Source organism: Micromonospora sp. CA-244673 (assembly GCF_050948395.1).
Taxonomy (GTDB): domain Bacteria; phylum Actinomycetota; class Actinomycetes; order Mycobacteriales; family Micromonosporaceae; genus Micromonospora.
Genome location: NZ_CP192019.1, coordinates 3,019,656 through 3,034,443, shown reverse-complemented (window position 1 = coordinate 3,034,443; position 14,788 = coordinate 3,019,656). Strand labels below are relative to the sequence as shown.

Here is a 14,788-nt window from a genome sequence, read left to right as displayed (position 1 = left end):
GGGTGGTGGTCAGGGTGAAAGGGGGTGAGGGCGGCCCGCGCTACTCGGCGCGCCTCGGCGGCTCGGACAGCTCCGACCGCACGTGCTCGACGATCTGGGCGTGGGTGGCGAACCAGACGTCGTCGAAGGAGGCCATGTGGTCGAGCAGCTCGGTGAGCACGACCATCCGGGCGCGGTGGCCGATGATGTGCGGGTGCATGGTGAGCTGGAACAGGCCGCCGTCTGCACGGGCCGCGTCGAACTCGTCGCGCCACAGCTGCAGCACGTCGCGCGGCGGCGTGTAGGGCCGCAGGGAGCCGTAACGCTCCATCATGAAGTACGGGGCGTCGTCGCGGATCCACTCCACCGGCAGCTCGACGATGCCGGTGGGCCGGCCGTCGGCGAGCAGCTCATAGCAGTCGTCGTCGGCCATGAGCGACGAGTCGTAGATCAAGCCGAGCTCGGCGATGATCCCCAGGGTGGCGTCGGAGAAGTCCCAGGACGGGGTGCGTACCCCGACGGGGCGCACGCCGGTGAGCTTCTCCAGGGTGTCCAGGGCCCGCGCGGCGAGGTCACGTTCGTCCTGCGGCGGGAGCAGCATGTTGCGCTCGTGGATCCACCCGTGGGCGGCGATCTCGTGCCCGGCCTCGACGTAGCCGCGCGCCTCGTCGGGATGCAGCAGCGCGGACACCGCCGGCATGAAGAAGGTGGCCGGCACCGAGTGCCGCGCCAGCGCGGCGAGGATCCGGGGCGCGCCGACGCGGGAGCCGTACTCGCCCTGGGCGAGCTTGCCGGGGCGGGTCTCCCCCTCGCGCAGTGGGATGGTCTCGTGGTCGGAGTCGAAGGAGATCGCGACCGCGACCTTGGCGCCGCCCGGCCACGGCGGCGCCAGCCGGCGCCCTGCCCGGACCCGGTCGACGTGGCCGCGCCAGGTGGCCTCGTCCCACTGCCACGGCTCGGTGGCACTCATTGGCTGCTCCTCTCGGTGACGGACTCGGCGGACAGGTGCGACACGGTGGGCAGCCAGGCGCGCTTGAGCGTGTCGAGTTGCAATGTCGTGTCCGCGCGGCGGACGCCCGGCAGGGCGCCGACCACGTCGGTGGTGAATCGGTAGAGATCCGCGAAGTGGCGCAGCGACACCTGGGCGCACAGGTTGAAGCGCCCGGCGGTGGCGGACAGGTACTTGGTGCCGGGGTCCTCGGCGAGCCGGCGGCCCGCGGCGTCCAGCTGGGCCGGCTCGACGTCGAGCCAGAGCATGAACTCGACCGCGAAGCCCAGCAGCGTCGGCTCCACCAGGGTGCGGAAACGCAGGCAGCCGCGGGCGACCATCGAGTCGATGCGCCGGGCGACGGTGGACTCGCTGGAGTTGACCTGCGCCGCGATCTCCCGCACCGGCATCCGCCCGTCCTCGCCGAGGGTGGCGAGGATGGCCAGTTCCAGGTCGTCCAGGCGATCCGGTGGGCGCTCCCAGACCTGGTCCTCGAACGGGCGCACCGGCGTGGGGCGCATCAGGGCGGCCGCCTCCTCGTCGAGCAGGCCGGTGTCCCAGTCGTGGGCGGAGGTGAACGTCCGCATCACCGTCAACGTCTCGGTGTCGGTGACCAGGTCGGCGCCGGGCAGGTCATGGACGAGCACCTGGGCCAGATCCCGGTGCGTCCGCACGACGAACTCGGCGACCACGTCGACGCTGCCGGAGACCATGGCCACGAAGCGGGCCTCGGGCCGGGCGGCCAGCCGGGTCACCACCTCCCCCGCGGTGCCGGGCCGGCAGGAGACCCGGACCAGCACCGGAACCCCCAAGCCGCACCGCAGGACGTCGACGACGCCAATGACGCGGGCGGCGCCCCGGTTGCGCAGCGCGGTGAAACGCCGCTGCACCGTCGACTCGCTGGCTCCGACGACGCGGGCGATCAGGCCCCAGGGCGCGCGGCCGTCGAGCTGCAGCGCCGCCAGCAGGCGACGGTCCAGCGCGTCGAGGGTGGGCGTGTCATCCATGCGACCCATCCTGCGTGACGAAAAGCCGCACCGCAAGGGTCAGCCATGGGGATTTCCGGCACGGATAGGCCCGCTGCTGCTGCTTATCGGCACAGATGCGCCTCGGGTCGCTGCTCGTGACGGGAGGGCGTCACCACACTTCCGACAGCCCGTATGACCGATTTCAGGGCAAGAGACGCGCCAGCACGCCGCCCGCAAGCCCACACTCGAGCCGCACCGCGCCAGCCCGGGATGCGCGTGTCGCTGTACGCGGTCTGGTGGCCGCTGTGGCCCTCGGGTGCGGTGTCCGGGTCGGCTGTTCGCATCGCTGGCGACTGAGCCGCGCGGGTTCGTGTCGCAGGATCGACACGAACTGATCCCCAACCTGGGCTGCGCGTTCTCGGCGTCATCCCGATCGGCTGACGATCACCCTACCTGCGCGCTCGGGTAGGCCCCGGGCGGTCAACCGGGTTGACGCCAGCCGGGTGGCGTCGACAATCGGACACCCGGAACTGGGTCATGCCCTGGTCCCCGTCGTCATCGAACCGCGGGCCGATGCCCACGCGACTCAGGGGCAAGCAGGTCTGCTGCGCGGCAGCGATCCCCCACCGAGGGCGATGTCCCTCCCCGCCGGCGATCGTCCGAACTCGGCCACGCTGGTCGCCTTGGCGTAGCTTCCTGGCTGACGACGTGGATGGAGACCGGTGGACAGACTGATCGAACCGCTCGCCTGGTTGGCGGGAGTTTTCGCCTTCTTCCGGCTAAATCAGTGGATGGTCAACCGCAAGGGCCTGGACCACAGGCCGTACTTCGCGCCCAGCTTGTGGGGTCCGCTCGGCACCCTGATCATCGTGCTGGCGAAGCCGCGGGGCTGGAAGCACCTGTAATACCACGTCAGCCCGGCCGGCCGATGCGGGCCGGAGGTCGCCAGCAGGCCGGGGCCGGGACGGCGCTGCCCGCTTGCCGCCTTCGGCATCCGGATCCGGATCCGAGATGAGTGGGTAGCTGCTGTGGAACCTCGACGCCGATTCACAGCTGCGTTAACGCCTGTCGCGGCTCGCCGCTCTGTATCTGAAGGTGCCCTAGCTGCCGTGGTAAGCCGCATCAGTCGTGGCGGTCGACGGGGGGGTCATCCGAGCCACCGGTCGAACCAGGCGCGGGTGCGGCGGAGCACGTCCAGCTGGTGGTTGCGTTCGCGGATCGAGTGGTTCTCCCGGGGATAGACGACGTACTTGTGCTCGACTCCGAACCTGCGTAGCGCGCGGTGGAAGAACTCCGCCTGTGATACCGGCACGTTGGTGTCGTTCTCGCCGTGCAGGATCAGCATCGGCGTGCGGACCTTGGAGGCGTACGAGATCGGGCTGAGCCGGTCGTGGCGGTGTGGACCTGTTCCTTCCCAGCCGCTGCTGCCGGCGAGGGCGGACTCGAACGGCCCCCCTTCTCCGGTTGCGGCGAGCATTCCCCAGTCGGTGATTCCGGCGCCCATCACGGCGGCCTTGAACCGGTCGGTCTGCCCGACCGCCCATGCGGCCATGAACCCGCCGTGGCTCCAGCCGCCGATGCCCAGCCGGTCCGGGTCTGCGATGCCGTCTGCGATGAGCAGGTCGATGCCGGCGCAGATGTCGGTCCACTCGACCAGGCCGACCGCACCGGCGACGCGCACCGCGAATTCGTGGCCGTGCCCTTGGCCGCCGCGCGGGTTCGGCAGAAACACGGCGTAACCCGCGTTCGCCAGCCACTGGCCTGACGGGTGCCAGCCAAGCTGGAGCCGGTCGGCGTGCCGTTCGTACGGGCCGCCGTGAACAAGTGTCACCAGCGGAAACGGGCCGTCCTTGTGGGACCGGCCGGCGGGCAGGATCAGCAGGCCGTCCAGGGACAGCCTGTCGGATGCCTCGTACGACAAGCGTTCCTGGACACCCCACCGAATGTCGCGCAGTTCGGGCCTGAGATCGGTCAGCCTCGTCAGCGGCCCGCAAGTGGGGCCGGCGTGGACGTTCCCAGGCTCGTAGGAGGTGCTCACCACCGCCGCGACGGCGTCACCGTGCCGGCTCGTGGTCAACGACGTCGCGAGGCCGTCGACCCGGGACACCTCGACGAGGTTGGGCCCGGCCGGATCGAGCCGGTGGATCGCGGTATCGAGCCCCTCGGCGACCAGCACCAGCGGCGGACCGGTGTCGACCTGGACCAGGTTGCTCGGGCAGACGGTCATGCCGGCGGTCAGGTTACGGTGCTCGCCCACCGGCCCACTCACCGGCACGGCGACATCGAGAACCGCTTGTCCGCCCACCAGAGCGGGCGGAGTCTTCGCGACATACGCCAAGTGCCAGCCGTCGTCGGCGGACCACCAGACGAGCGAGGACGCGTCCGCCGCGGCCGGGCCGAGGTCCCGCGTCACGCCGCTGTCCGGATCGAGCAGGTGCAGACCGGGCTCCACAAGGCCCGGGTCCACGTCGGGGGTCGACCACGTCAGGACCGCCAGCATTCCATCGTCGGACCGCTGGACCACCTCGACGACATGGCGATCGCCGCACGCACCCGGTGTCCGAACCTCCCGGCTACGTACGTCGAGCAGCCGCAGCCGGTCCGGGCATACGCGTTCACCCCACACCCGAGCGTCGTCGCGCTCCCTGTCCCGACGGTCGTGCTCAGCGGACGGTTCATCGGCTGCGATCACCACGACCAGGTCCGGATCCGCTAGTGGGAGGTGATCTGACACCCCACCGGCCCAGCACGTGACCGCCTGCACAACACCGTCGACCAGCCCCACCCGGTGCAGTTGCGCCGTGCCACGCTCGGCCCGGTCGGAGAGAAAATAGACCAGCAGCGAATCCCTGGCCCACCGCGGCGCTGAATCGTACGCCTCACCCGAAGTCAATCGTCGCGGAGACCGGGTCCCGTCGACGGCGGCGACCCAGAGTTCGCTGACCGGGTGCTCACCAGCCCGCCCGACCGGGGCGACCACGTAGGCGACCCACTTGCCGTCCGGCGACAGCGCCAATGCCTGCGGAACGCGACCGTCAACCACCAACTGGGCGGTGAGCTGTGCACGGGCCACGGAGGCACACTATCGATCAACCACCACGGCGGCCAACCGCTGCCGCAACGCCTCCGCAGCATGGCGGCGGCGCCCTCGCAGGCCGTCCCAATCTCGACACAACGCTAGGAGGAAACGATCTCGCTGCTTGATCGGATGCGCACGTCTGCCGCAGATAGTGAAAGCTGTGACGTGCCCGTGCCCGTGCCCGTGCGCGGTGCTGAGGTGAGGTTGAATGGCCCCCGTGCCAAGCATGAGTCGGTCCCGGTACGCCGGCGTTCTCGCACATCACGACGACAAAGTCGTTCTCGTGTACGAGGAGTACCCACGGTGGGGCGGCCCCTACTGGAACATCCCGAGCGGGCGGATCGAGGACCACGAGACGCCGTTTGAGGGCGCCTGCCGAGAGTTGGCCGAGGAGACAGGTCTGGTCGTCGCAACCGCGGACCTCGTTCTTCATGGCACGACGGCGGTGACTGGAGCAGTCACCGTCAGCCGGGTGTGGAACTTCACCGTCGATGTGGTGGATCCGACCCTGCACGTCCGCGACCCAGATGGTCTGATTCAGCAGGCCCGCTGGTTCCCCGTCGAAGAAGCGAGCCGCTTGCTTCATGAGTTGCCCTACCGGCCGCTGTCGGAGCCGTCAGTTGCGGTCCTCACCCGTCAGGCTCAGCCGGGCGCCCATTGGGCGTATTCCGATCCGGAAGCGGAGCCGGTTGTCACCTACCCCAACGGGTGAAGGACATTTGCCACGTCCCTGTCCTGCTGATGACCAAGATGCCCCGAGACCTTCCTGGACCGCGGCGACGAGCCCCGCGCACGGACTACAGCGTGTTCGCCTCCCGAACCGTTCTCGATCTCTGTCGTTTACCGGATCTGCCGCACTGCGCGCGCTCATGCCGATGACAGTGCGCTTTCCAGTGTTGGCAGAGGATTGGCCGTCAAGCGTGGGTATGGGGCATCGGAAACTGCCGGATGTGTGTCCAGTGCCCAGTCGCTCCCGCCCAAACCAGGTTGGTTGCTCCGTAGCTCGGCGGTTACGGTGCACGCGTGACAATGGTTGACGCGGATTGGTGGTCGATACTCCGGGCGCTGGACGAGCCGGTTGCGCCACCCGAGAGCATTGGGCGGGAGTCGATCCTGCGGGCCATGGTGGCGGGGTCCATGCCGGAGCCGATGCTTGCGGCGTTGAACGACCGGGTGGCGCGACGTGAAGGTGATGGCCTGGAGGTGCCACGCGACTTCGACCACGCTGCGACCCAAGGCCGGTTCGAGCGTCTCGCAGAGCGGTTGAGCGAGGCCTATGGTTGCCCGTGCGACTCGGGGCTGGCCCAGGACTCCGCCTGTTTTGGCAGCGTCTGGATTCCCGCCGAGGCCAGCCGCAGTCACACGAAGCGCACACGCATCCCGCTGTCCTTGGTCGTGAGTGTTAGCAAGTTTGGCGGCGTCGCCACGTACGCGGCGTCCAGTCCGAGCGATCAGAAGCCTTACCTGCACCCCGACGACCGGCAACGGATCGAAGAGGCACTCGCCGGACTCGGTTATCTCATAGTGCCTAAGCACATCCTCGCCACGCCATACGACGGGCCTAACGGCTGGGTCTTCGGCCCGGCGGCCGATGCGACTTGGTTTACTCGATTCTTTGACTACCTGTGAATACGTAGAATCCGGGCCACCCATCGGGACAACTGGGCGCATTCATCTGCCGCGATCCGCGCGGTACGCGTGTCACCACAGCTGGATCGAGCCGGCGCCCGGTCGTGCCGATGAGCGGATACGGACTAGACGATCGTCCAGTGTCGCTCATCGACCGTCTTAGGTACTGTCACTTATTGCTAGGCGATCCATCTGGCGACTTTGCCGCGCCTAGGGAGCCGCTAGGAATAATACGATCGGAGACCGTGACCCCTTCACGCCACGTATTTGTAGTCCATCGAAGGTTTGAGGTTGGCAACTAATGGTTTCCACTGATTTTTATGCAACGGCGGCTCAGGTAATTCCCGTACTCATACTGACTTGGGTTCTTCAGCCACGAATACTTGAGCAGCACATCGAAACATTAATCTTGCTCTCACGGGTGGAGCGTTACCGCACAGACAGTGCTTGGGTCAAGGCTGCGAACATGGGCCGACGGTTGATAGAGGCAACGCTAGCATTGGCTGTCCTGGCAGAGTTGGCTAGCTTCATCGCACTCGCCTCTGGGGGTGCTCCGTGGCCAATTGCCGTACTTGTCTTAATAGGCATCGTGACGATAGGAGCCTCGGTCGCTTCGGGACTCTTCCTCATAATGAACGGGAAGTTCCACAATCTGCTCTGCCGACTCGGAGATGATTGTCCTCGCGAAGAGAGTCGCCAGATCATAGAAAATTATCGCAAGAAATGGGGCAACCAGACTCGGAGTGAGTCGCGAGAACCACCTGTCGCATAGGACGCCGAGACTGCAACTAGTAAGCCGCAACCGCCTGGCCATACTGATGTGGTCACCGCACTCACATATGGCAATCCTCGCGCTACGCAGGCTAGTTCAGAGCTGGCCCGGTTGCCGTCCGGACGTGCCGATGACAATGCAGCGCTGAGTCCAAACAAGGCTTCTGTAGCTACCCGGCTGACGGCTTCCTCCGAGTTCGGAGGGTGGTGTATGTATCTACAATGGGTCCCGGCTCGGCGCAGAGCAGTCATGATCTGACTAGTTCATTATGGAGTATCCCATTCATCCGCGGAGTCCGGAACGCCGTGTTTGTCGGCTTGGGCATCGTTGGAGCGGCAATACTCGCACTCGCCCTTGCGGCTTCGGTTGGTCGGGGCGCACGAGTCCTTTTCGGCCTGCAAGTTGGCGCAATAACAGCTGCTGTAGTGTTCTTTGGTAGCCTTCTCGCGACGGCGGTGATCGCCGTCAGACGCCTCCCTTCAGCCTCCGAACTCGGCGCACACACCGCAAGCGCGAAAGACATCAAGGATCCATTGCTTATCCGCGTAGATGCATTAACGCAGCAGTTGGCTGACGCTGCCGATTTGTTCGCCAAGCTTCAGGCCGAGATGGACGTTCGGGCAGCAGCAATTGAAGCACTGAGGGTCGAAGCTGCTCACTATGAGCAGTTGGCGGCGTTAAATCGCGAACAGGCGGCCGCCGTACAAAGGCCTCGTCGAAGCTACCATCTCGCGAGAAAGTGCCGAAACCGGACGCCGAAACTGGCGCCAGCAATGGGGGTTTTGGCTCGGCGCTGCCGCCATTTCCGTTCCATTGGGAGTTGCCGTAAACATGATCTACTCGCAGATCTTCCAGAAGTAATTCCAACGCGTGCGATGCCATCGATTTGTACTCGCCCACATCCACACTCATCTGCCGCGATCCGCGAGTGGCGGAGCGTGACGGCGGCCGCCACCGCTCGGCATCCTGATCTAGCCGATGTGAGTGCGCGTCATGAGCGGAAATTGCGTACACGGAAGGAATGCTCTCCGTCTGGATGTATGGGCACCCCCGGCGAAGCGGGTCGATAGAAGTAGCGCCGGGCGGAGTTAGCGTTGGTGACGCGGTTGAGCCATTGGAGAGTCGCCCCCGCATTTCGGCGACCAGATCATCCCGCTGGCCCTACTCCCGCGTCGCTGGCCTCCTACCTTGACTACCGGCAGCGCACCTGGCCAACCACGATCAACCCCACCTGTCCGTCCACACCCAACGGCTGAGCAGGACTTTCAACCCAACGATTGACACATCCGGGAACGGCGACTAGCGTCAGTTTCAACCGAGAGGTTGAAACACTGTTCGAAGTGAGGTGCCGATGGCGGCGGACGAGCTGTCCCGGATCTTCGCGGCACTCGCGGATCCGACCAGACGCGACATGGTGACCCGGCTGGCGGCCGGCGACGCGACTGTGAACCAGCTCGCCGAGCCATACCAGATGTCGCTGCAGGCGGTCTACAAGCACCTGAACGTGCTGGAGGACGCCGGGGTGGTGAGCCGGCCGCCGGGGCCCCAGCCTCGGCCGGTGCGGCTGGAAGCGGAGGTCTTCGACCTGATGGACAAGTGGATCGAGCGCTACCGGCGCCAGGCGGAGGAGCGTTACCGCCGCCTGGACGGGGTCCTCGCGCAAGTGAACAAGACCGAGATTGGCAACGACGAGCAGAAGGGAAGCGTGGCATGAGCACCATCGCCGAAACCAAGATCGAGGCCGACCCGAACGTGCCGATCATTCGCATGACCCGCGAGTTCGCGGGCACGCCGGAGCAACTATTCCGGGCGCACACCGATCCCAAGCTGTTCGCGCAGTGGATCGGCCCGAGCTCCCTGGAGACGCGCATCGAGGAGTGGGACGCGCGCTCCGGCGGCAGCTGGCGGTTCGTGTCGACGCGGGACGGGGAGGAACACGCGTTCCGCGGCTGTTTCCACGAGGTCCGGCCGGACCGCATCGTGCAGACGTTCACCTACGAGGGCGACCCCGACGGTGTGGCCCTGGAGACGCTGTGGTTCGAGGACCTCGGCAACGGCCGCACCCGGTTGCGCACGCAGTCCCTTGTAGACAGTTTCGAGGGCCGGGACGCGTGGCTCAAGAGCGGCATGGAGATTGGAGTCAACGAGGGCTACGCGAAGCTCGAGGAGATGCTCGCCGATGGTACTGTCTGACCGGCCCGCCGAGCGGCACCGGGAGATCGGCCGGGTGTTCACGGACCGCGTCCGGGGCACCCGGTCATGGGACGTGTCCTCGCCGGTCGCCGAGTGGACCGCCCGGGACGTGGTGCGCCACCTGACGGAGTGGTTCCCCTCGTTCCTCGCCTCCGGCAGCGGCATCCAGCTGCCGGCCGGCCCGAGCGTCGACGACGACCCGGTCGGCGCGTGGCAGACGCAGTGCGACGCCGTGCAGGCGCTGCTCGACGACCCGGCGACCGCCGACCTGGTCCTGAGCAACCGGCACATCGGCGAGGTGCCGCTGGGCCGCGCGATCGACCAGTTCTACACCGCCGACGTGTTCATGCACACCTGGGACCTCGCCCGGGCCACTGGCCAGGACGACCGGCTCGACTCCGACTTCTGCGCCGAACTGCTGGCCGGGATGGAGCCGATCGAGCAGGTCATGCGGTCGTCCGGGCAATACGGCGCCCGGGTGCCGGTGAAGGACGACGCCGACGCGCAGACCAAGATGCTCGGCTTCATCGGCCGGGACCCGAACTGGACGCCGCGTTGACCCCCGGCCCGCGACCACGTGCTTCAAGGAAGTCGCCATCATTCCCAAAGACCGCCTACCAGGAGCGGCTCGCGTGCCGACCAGCAACCTGAGCAGGACCCCAACGACATCCGGATCTGCCGCGATCCGCGCGTCACGTAACGTGAGCATGGACGGCACGCCAGCAGGCACCCGGATCTGCCGAAACGCGGATGCCCGGCGAAGAGCCTCGCGTGGGCTCGCGAAGGATCAGGATCCCGACGGAAGCCAGTCGTAGCCGTGCCCAGGTACGGCGAACCATGCCGGCGCGGCGTCGTCGAAAGCGGTGTCGATGCGTAGCCGGTCGACCGCATCGAGGTCCGGCAACGCTTTAGGGCTGTACCAGCCTACGGCCAGGGATTCCTCGTCATTGACGCGCGCGTCACCCCCGACCGGCCTGCAGCGAAACCACACCGTGAGGTAATGACAGATGTCGCCATGGGGATAGGTGACCTCGCGAAGCGCCACCCCGGCGAGGCGCTCAACAGTGATGTGGACGCCCGTCTCTTCGTACACTTCGCGTACTGCCGCATCTGCCGGCTGTTCGCCAGGGTCGATCGCTCCCGCCGGCAGGGACCACCTTCCAGTATCGACACGCCGACCCAACAACACGCGTCCGCTGTCGTCAACGACGACGGCACAGGCGCTCGGCAGCATGAGCAGATCCTTGCCCACAAGCTTTCGAAGGCCAGCCACGTACTGCGAGAGCGCCATTCGCAAGATGGTAGCCGCAGGGTCGGGGCGTCGTGAGCGACTCAGCGCCGCCTTCTGCATGATCCCGTGCACTGATAAGTAGCCGCAGGTCGGGCGTTACAGGGTGTGACAGCCTTGCGGTGGCCGCTCGACGTGCGGTCGCGCCGACGATCGGGGTCGTGGTGGCGTTTGCCAGAGGAGGCTGTCCCGGGTGTTACTGCAGGAGCGCGGTAGGCACGGTGAGGTCCTCGGAGGCGTAGAGGTTCGTGACGGCGTCGGGATCGTCGGTGGCGCAAACTGCGGCGATTGTGTCGATGAGTTCGTCGTATTCGGGGCCGGTGTCGCCCTTGTAGGAGGCCGCCATGCGTCCCCACTCGTCCCACGGCAGCATCTCGACCTTGTTCAGTGCGGCGAGATCCCTGATTGCGTTTCCCCGGATCTCGGCCGGCCCCCAGTTCTCGGTGCCGTACACGCCGAAGGTCGCCGCATCGATGTGCCCCTGTCGGAAGGCCGCCCACGCCTCTCCGCCGGTGAGGAACTCGTCGGTGGCGAGGTCTTCGGGTTTCGCAACGAGGGAGCCGCCCAGGATTTCGGAGTCGATCCGCACCCAGCGGCCGTCTTGGCGGTACTCGGTGATCCAGTGGTCCACGCCCTGGCCAGGTTGGAAATACGTGGCGAAACCGCAGCGGGCGCGGGCCGCGATCCCGCGGTAGCGCAGCAAGGCACAGCTGAGCACGGCGAAGTGCCGGCACGTGCCGATCACCCGCCGGGCAGGGTCGCGGGCCACGGTCAGCGGGGCCGCGTCGAGGGTTAGCAGGGCGCCGATCAGACCGTTGACGGGACGGAGTTGGTTCTCGGCGAACCGCTCGTCGGGCAGGCTCAGGCCCTTCGCGTCAGTCGGCTGGACGACGAGATCGTGAACAAGGCGGCAGATCTCCACGGCCTCGCGCGGGAGATCGGTCAGCGCGGGCTCGTGGAGCGTGTCGATCCTCGTCAGTGGACCTGCCACCGCGAAATCGATCGTCCCTGTCATGCCGGGCATCGTAGGCGCCGCCACCCAGATCTGCTGTCCCCCTGACCAACGCGACCGCCTCGCGTGCATCTGCCGGGGACTCGGCGCCATGCCTGGCAAACGAGGGACTGGTTCCAGGACCATCACAAGAGCTGTTCAGGGTTACCGGACCAGCCCGGACGACATCCGCATCTGCCGCTGACGGGACACCACCCTGCGTGACGAGGTGCGGTGGGTTGAACGGTCGGTCATGGCCGATGAGCGGATGCCACACAGTTACAGGTGCCCCGTGTCGTTAAAGCTGACCAAGGTCGGTGGCCGGTCGGAATCCCACTGCACGATGGTGATCGCGCAGTTGGCCTGGTTCAGGCCGATCCACCGCCACTCCGGGGCGTCTAGCATGTGGCGGACGAACCACCCGATGACGAAGTTGTGCGTGATCAGCAGTTCGTGCCGGTCGGTGTCGCCGGCGAGACCGAAGTGTGTGACGGCAGCTTGCAGAGCCGTAGCGTCTTCGTCGCGTTCGTCGTCGGGTACGCCGTCGAGCCAGGCATGCCACCGGTCCGGGTATCGGCCGCGTTGCGCGGCGGAGGGCACCGGGGTTCGGTCTGCTACAAAGTCGCAGTCGTGTCGCGGCACCTGTGGGAGATGGCCGGCGATGATGTCGGCGGTCTGGGCTGCCCGGGCCAACGGGCTGTGGTGGATGGCCGAGAAAGGCACTGTACGCAGCCGCCGGCCCAGCCGGTCCGCCTGCTCGCGACCGAGTTGCGAAAGGCCTCCGTCCGAAGCTGCTGGATCCTGTTCGCCGTGGCGGATGAGGTACAGCTGTGTACGAGCCATCGTGGGCCACCCTCCGGGTCCTTGTGCGACGAAGGGCACGATAGATCACGGAGGCACGGACGATGGGCCCGAGAACACGGCAAGGTGCACTCTTCTGCCGCGATCCGCGCGCCACGCAGTGTCACCACAACAGATCAAGCCAGCGCCCGGTCACAGCCGAAATGAGTGTGTCGAGGTCGACGGATGTCCTTCTTACTCAGCGCGTGTGCCTCACCATCGCACGACGGTCAAGACCGACAGGTCCTCGTCGGCGCCGATCAGCGCGGCGGCGTTCGTCGCCGCGCATAGCCCGGCGCCGCCGATCTCCCGCACGGTCCGGTATTCGGCGACGGTCGACAGCGTCTGCTGGTCGAGGAGCACGAGACCGGTGCGCGTGCCGAGCACGATGCGTCCGTCGGAGTCCCGACCGAGGATCTGCACTGTTCCCGCCGGCGCCGATTCCTCCCGACGCACCCTCAGGTCAATGGCGCCGCACACGACGACCCGACGCGGTAGGACGTTCCAGCCGAGATCGACTGCCACGTCGTCAGCGGCCGGTGGCGCGGTGCTCAGCACGGAGGTGCCCTCGTCGGGCAACTCCCGGACGTCGTAGACCCGCTCGATGTCGCGGCGCTCACCGACTAGGGCGATCACGGCGTCGTCGGCGAGTACGGCGTCGGTGCCGTACGGCACGGCGTGCCGGGCGGTCACCTTGAAGGCCGCTGGGTCGAAGTCGCAGGCCTCAGCGTGGTGCAGGCCGAGGATGCGGACTTGGCCGTTGGGCAACCCATAACCAATGCCACCCCCGGCCGCCCGGAAGCGCTTGACGAATCTGCCGTCGAGCGCGTTTACCAGCGCCATGGAGCGTGTCCGCCGGTGTCCGACACCTAGCAGGTCGGAGCCCAGGTCGACCAGGCTGGTTTGCCACTTGCCTAGGCTCTTGCGGACGACGTCGGTGACCGTCGGGCGAGGTTCGAATTGCAGGCGTCCCAGGCCGTAGGCGCCGAGCACCCACGGTCGGGGATCGTCGGCCACCACCGACGGGAACAGTGCGGCGCGCAGCGGACCGGGCATGCCGGTACCGCGCAGGATCCGGCCGGTCGGCAGGTCTACGGTGCACCACGGGGTGCGGGCGCCGCCGGGCAGCGTAAACAACACCGAGGTGGTACCTGGAAGGCCGATGATCGCGGTGCCGTATCCCCAACCGCCCGGACCGACCTGGACCGGCAACGGCACGCGCATGACTTCGAACTCCAACCCGCTGCCCCCGCTCCCCGGTCGCCCGTACCACCAGGCCGAACCTTAACTGTCACTGGTAGGCGCGCCCAGCCCCCTGGGCCAGGACCCGCACTACCCCCACGGAGTAGCGGATCTTGGGGCTGTATCCCCAAATACCTGCAGCGGCATCCGCATCTGCCGCTGGTCGCGCGGTCATGCCGAGAACAGTGCGCTACCTTCCGGCGGTGAGGTGGCGGTCTTCAGCCGCTGTCCTCCACAGTGATGCGGAAAGACTGGCCTGCCTGCATCGGCGCCGGTGCGGTGCCGGTGCCTGACCGTACGTTTCAGGGCGACCCCGGCGGCGGTGTCGAGGCGGCCGGTGTCGAGGCCTCTCGTGAGGGCCTGATCTGCGGCGCCCACGGGCGCAGGGCGATCTCGGTGGCCTTCTGCAATGACTCGCGGAGCGCAGCCGGGTTGGCTCGGCGCTCCGGGTCCTCCATCAGCGTTGTCAGGGCGCCGGTAGCCGCGCCGAGGAAGGCGCCGACCAGGGCGGCGGCGCTCACCTCGTCCAAGCGGTCGGGGTAGGCCGCGGCCAGGTGCCGGGCAATCTCGCGCTGGCTCTCCCACTGCAGCTGTAGGGCACGGCCGCGGACCGCGGGCACCTCCATGGTCAACCGGATCCTCAGTGCGGCGAGCGGGCCGGTCATGTCCTCGCTGTCGTCGTTCGCCTCACGGAGCGCGCGCAGCAGGACTTCGGCCGGCTCCTCGTCCGGCGACCGGCGGGCGATCGTGTCGACCGCGACGCGCACCCGGCGGTCGGTCTCAGGGAAGAGCAAATCCTCTTTGCTCGGGAAGTAGGCT

General features: G+C 67.2%; 14 protein-coding genes. 6 read left to right on the top strand and 8 right to left on the bottom strand.

Going from position 1 to position 14,788, the window contains the following annotated elements; translation table 11 throughout:
• Positions 1-40 precede the first annotated feature (40 nt).
• Both ACQP12_RS14185 and ACQP12_RS14180 read right to left on the bottom strand, forming a co-directional pair.
• Complete coding sequence (locus tag ACQP12_RS14185; protein ID WP_433288162.1) at positions 41-949, bottom strand: polysaccharide deacetylase family protein; 909 nt, start codon at positions 947-949, stop codon at positions 41-43.
• Positions 946-1,974, bottom strand: coding sequence for an Lrp/AsnC family transcriptional regulator (locus tag ACQP12_RS14180; RefSeq protein ID WP_433288160.1), 1,029 nt, complete (start codon positions 1,972-1,974; stop codon positions 946-948). The genes ACQP12_RS14185 and ACQP12_RS14180 overlap by 4 nt, the downstream gene beginning before the upstream one ends.
• 683 nt (positions 1,975-2,657) lie before the next feature.
• On the opposite strand from ACQP12_RS14180, the gene ACQP12_RS14175 reads away from it, so the two are divergent.
• Positions 2,658-2,840 carry a hypothetical protein gene (locus tag ACQP12_RS14175; protein ID WP_433288158.1) on the top strand — a complete coding sequence of 61 codons (183 nt, stop codon included), beginning with the start codon at positions 2,658-2,660 and terminating at the stop codon, positions 2,838-2,840.
• Positions 2,841-3,082: 242 nt separating this feature from the next.
• Here ACQP12_RS14175 and ACQP12_RS14170 read toward each other — a convergent pair whose 3' ends face one another.
• Positions 3,083-5,008 (bottom strand): S9 family peptidase, encoded by a 1,926-nt coding sequence (locus ACQP12_RS14170; protein WP_433288156.1) that lies wholly within the window; start codon positions 5,006-5,008, stop codon positions 3,083-3,085.
• Positions 5,009-5,297: 289 nt separating this feature from the next.
• Between ACQP12_RS14170 and ACQP12_RS14165 the strand changes: the two genes are divergently transcribed.
• The 5 genes from ACQP12_RS14165 to ACQP12_RS14145 all read left to right on the top strand — a co-directional run bounded on the left by ACQP12_RS14165 (position 5,298) and on the right by ACQP12_RS14145 (position 10,167).
• Positions 5,298-5,726 carry an NUDIX hydrolase gene (locus ACQP12_RS14165; protein WP_433288154.1) on the top strand — a complete coding sequence of 143 codons (429 nt, stop codon included), beginning with the start codon at positions 5,298-5,300 and terminating at the stop codon, positions 5,724-5,726.
• 311 nt (positions 5,727-6,037) lie between these two features.
• Positions 6,038-6,643, top strand: coding sequence for a hypothetical protein (locus tag ACQP12_RS14160; protein ID WP_433288152.1), 606 nt, complete (start codon positions 6,038-6,040; stop codon positions 6,641-6,643).
• 2,123 nt (positions 6,644-8,766) lie between these two features.
• Positions 8,767-9,129, top strand: coding sequence for an ArsR/SmtB family transcription factor (locus ACQP12_RS14155; protein WP_406070104.1), 363 nt, complete (start codon positions 8,767-8,769; stop codon positions 9,127-9,129).
• The gene (locus ACQP12_RS14150) at positions 9,126-9,608 is read left to right on the top strand and encodes an SRPBCC family protein (protein WP_433288150.1); all 483 of its coding nucleotides are present in this window, start codon (positions 9,126-9,128) and stop codon (positions 9,606-9,608) included. The genes ACQP12_RS14155 and ACQP12_RS14150 overlap by 4 nt, the downstream gene beginning before the upstream one ends.
• A complete protein-coding gene (locus ACQP12_RS14145; RefSeq protein ID WP_433288148.1) occupies positions 9,595-10,167 on the top strand; it encodes a TIGR03086 family metal-binding protein in 573 nt (190 codons plus the stop codon). The genes ACQP12_RS14150 and ACQP12_RS14145 overlap by 14 nt, the downstream gene beginning before the upstream one ends.
• Before the next feature lie 228 nt (positions 10,168-10,395).
• Here ACQP12_RS14145 and ACQP12_RS14140 read toward each other — a convergent pair whose 3' ends face one another.
• From ACQP12_RS14140 to ACQP12_RS14120, 5 genes are all read right to left on the bottom strand, one after another.
• A complete protein-coding gene (locus ACQP12_RS14140) occupies positions 10,396-10,899 on the bottom strand; it encodes an NUDIX hydrolase (RefSeq protein ID WP_433288146.1) in 504 nt (167 codons plus the stop codon).
• 193 nt (positions 10,900-11,092) lie between these two features.
• A complete protein-coding gene (locus ACQP12_RS14135) occupies positions 11,093-11,911 on the bottom strand; it encodes a transglutaminase domain-containing protein (protein WP_433288144.1) in 819 nt (272 codons plus the stop codon).
• Positions 11,912-12,166: 255 nt separating this feature from the next.
• Positions 12,167-12,730 (bottom strand): histidine phosphatase family protein, encoded by a 564-nt coding sequence (locus tag ACQP12_RS14130; RefSeq protein WP_433288142.1) that lies wholly within the window; start codon positions 12,728-12,730, stop codon positions 12,167-12,169.
• 210 nt (positions 12,731-12,940) lie between these two features.
• A complete protein-coding gene (locus ACQP12_RS14125; RefSeq protein WP_433288140.1) occupies positions 12,941-13,966 on the bottom strand; it encodes a hypothetical protein in 1,026 nt (341 codons plus the stop codon).
• Between the two features lie 305 nt (positions 13,967-14,271).
• The gene (locus tag ACQP12_RS14120) at positions 14,272-14,736 is read right to left on the bottom strand and encodes a hypothetical protein (protein WP_433288138.1); all 465 of its coding nucleotides are present in this window, start codon (positions 14,734-14,736) and stop codon (positions 14,272-14,274) included.
• Between the last annotated feature and the right edge of the window lie 52 nt (positions 14,737-14,788).

What these genes read in the sequence shown, in the direction of transcription:
- ACQP12_RS14185 (WP_433288162.1), bottom strand. Translation starts at nt 949, where the DNA reads ATGAGTGCCACCGAGCCGTGGCAGTGGGACGAGGCCACCTGGCGCGGC.
- ACQP12_RS14180 (WP_433288160.1), bottom strand. Translation starts at nt 1,974, where the DNA reads ATGGATGACACGCCCACCCTCGACGCGCTGGACCGTCGCCTGCTGGCG.
- ACQP12_RS14155 (WP_406070104.1), top strand. Translation starts at nt 8,767, where the DNA reads ATGGCGGCGGACGAGCTGTCCCGGATCTTCGCGGCACTCGCGGATCCG.
- ACQP12_RS14150 (WP_433288150.1), top strand. Translation starts at nt 9,126, where the DNA reads ATGAGCACCATCGCCGAAACCAAGATCGAGGCCGACCCGAACGTGCCG.
- ACQP12_RS14145 (WP_433288148.1), top strand. Translation starts at nt 9,595, where the DNA reads ATGGTACTGTCTGACCGGCCCGCCGAGCGGCACCGGGAGATCGGCCGG.
- ACQP12_RS14140 (WP_433288146.1), bottom strand. Translation starts at nt 10,899, where the DNA reads ATGGCGCTCTCGCAGTACGTGGCTGGCCTTCGAAAGCTTGTGGGCAAG.
- ACQP12_RS14135 (WP_433288144.1), bottom strand. Translation starts at nt 11,911, where the DNA reads ATGACAGGGACGATCGATTTCGCGGTGGCAGGTCCACTGACGAGGATC.
- ACQP12_RS14130 (WP_433288142.1), bottom strand. Translation starts at nt 12,730, where the DNA reads ATGGCTCGTACACAGCTGTACCTCATCCGCCACGGCGAACAGGATCCA.